We start from the raw sequence: 1,991 nt of genomic DNA, 5'->3' as shown, positions 1-1,991 counted from the left end.
TTCTCGCTCGACTTGCATGTGTTAGGCACGCCGCCAGCGTTCATCCTGAGCCAGGATCAAACTCTTAATTATAATCCTTATTGTTTAACTTCGTTAAACAAATCCAACGTAACGTTTGCTTGCAAACGTAGGCCGGACTCATAAATGAGCTAACTTTCATTTTCGATCCGAAGATCTAAATGGCTTTTGTTTCCGTTTTGTCTTTTCAGACTTTTATCACTTGTTTCCGTTAAGCAACTTCCATCACCGAAATGATTTCCATAAGCTCAAAGAATTGCGTGTTTTAATTCATTTGCGCTATTCAATTTTCAAGGTCCTGTGTCTTGTCGCTTCATTATCATTTCAAGCCTTAAGGCCTTTGTGCTAATGTGCGACAGCTATATCAGTATATCAGTTATGTTAATCACTGTCAATATCTTTTTTACTTCTTTTTTAAAGTATTTTTTCAACATTGCATTCCTAATATATTGTCTATTAGTAATTTACATTCTTTAACAAAACCATATTTGATATTCACTTTACTGCCGCCAGACTTAAACAGCAACTTCATTAGGCGACTTGACTATAATACCTCATATCGATTTCTAAGTCAACTGTTTATTTCAATTTAATTTAATTAAGGAATGGTAATTATTCTGAATATATAATTAATAGCGATTTCATTGGGTAAATATGCCTTAAATCTTTAATGGAGGTAGAATAAATGTCTAAAAAAGCAGCTCAAACTGGTTTGGGACCTACTGTTTTAGTTGCCATCGAGCAACTTTTTCCAATTGAAAACAGGGGGACTCTTGATGAAAACGCCTATAAAATACTACCAAGTAGTATGAAACTTTTAGTTAATGTGCTTAAATTCAAACCCCTTTTAAATTGGATGATAAAATCTAGTGAAAAAAGTCTTCCAGGCATATGGGCAGGAATGATTTGTAGAAAAAGCTTTGTGAAAGATAAATTGAAACAATATAAGGACGACGTTAATAGTATTTTAAATTTAGGATCAGGTTATGATACAAGTTTAATGGTCTATAATGACAATAAAATTTTTGAAGTTGATCAGACTTATAATGTTTCAGATAAAATTAAGCTTATTGAAAAAAATAAAATTTCACTTCCAAATAATTATCACATTATTTCAATAGATTTTGATCAAGAAGACCTATCCAACAAACTGGCTTCTGAAGGATTTTCCTTAGAATCACCAAATTTTTTCATCTTAGAAGCTGTCTCCCAATACCTTTCAGATGAAGCGATTCAATCTCTATTTAAATTTTTATCAAGAGCAGCAAATGGTAGTCACTTAGTCTTTACTTATGTTCGACGGGATTTTATAGATGGCTCAAACCTTATGAATTGGCAGCAGGCTTATGATAAATATGTTTTGAAAGATAAAATTTGGCATTTTGGACTTAATCCAGACGAAGTTGAAGAATTTTTACTTCAATTTGATTGGGAATTAATAGAAGATAAATCATACGAAGATTTATTTGATACCTATGTAAGACCCTTAAATCGTGGTTTACAAAGTACATCCATCGAACGAATCGTTTATGCAAGAAAAAGGTAAAGCATTTACCCTCTATTATAGTAGGCTTTTTTAAAGCTTTCCTTCATATTGACATTAGATAGGCACTAATAGATATCCGCGCTTTAATGCAAAAGGGTAAATCTATTAGTGCCTTATTTTTACAAAGTATGTCTTATAAATTAAATGTTCAACGCCTAAATAAGTATGAAACTATTATTGATCAACATAGCCTATCAAGATTATCTCATTACCACCATAACAAGATTTTAATACATTTAAACTTCCTTTTAAAAGTCAGGTTATTATTCAACTTCTGCCTTAAGCACAGAGAAGGTTTTACTATGTAAATGGTTATGGTCTTGTCAAAAAAGCAAAAAGACCTGATTATTCAATCAGATCTTTTTGTAACCAGCAACGTTCTACTCTCCCAGGCAGCTGCCCGCCAAGTACCATCGACGCTGGAGGA

Annotated in this window: 1 protein-coding gene and 1 rRNA gene; one reads left to right on the top strand and one right to left on the bottom strand. The window is 32.5% G+C overall.

Features of this window, described 5'->3' with window-relative positions; all coding sequences use genetic code 11:
* Positions 1 to 72, bottom strand: a 16S ribosomal RNA gene (locus AC220I_RS21820); the annotation flags it as partial.
* A gap of 631 nt (positions 73 to 703) precedes the next feature.
* Between AC220I_RS21820 and AC220I_RS21815 the strand changes: the two genes are divergently transcribed.
* Positions 704 to 1,564: an SAM-dependent methyltransferase gene (locus AC220I_RS21815; protein WP_486725980.1), complete on the top strand. Its 861-nt coding sequence runs from the start codon at positions 704 to 706 to the stop codon at positions 1,562 to 1,564.
* The last annotated feature ends 427 nt before the right edge of the window (positions 1,565 to 1,991 follow it).

The organism is Fusibacter sp. (assembly GCF_057447755.1).
The sequence above is the reverse complement of the archived record's forward strand: the minus strand, read 5'-3'. Positions and strand labels throughout refer to the sequence as shown.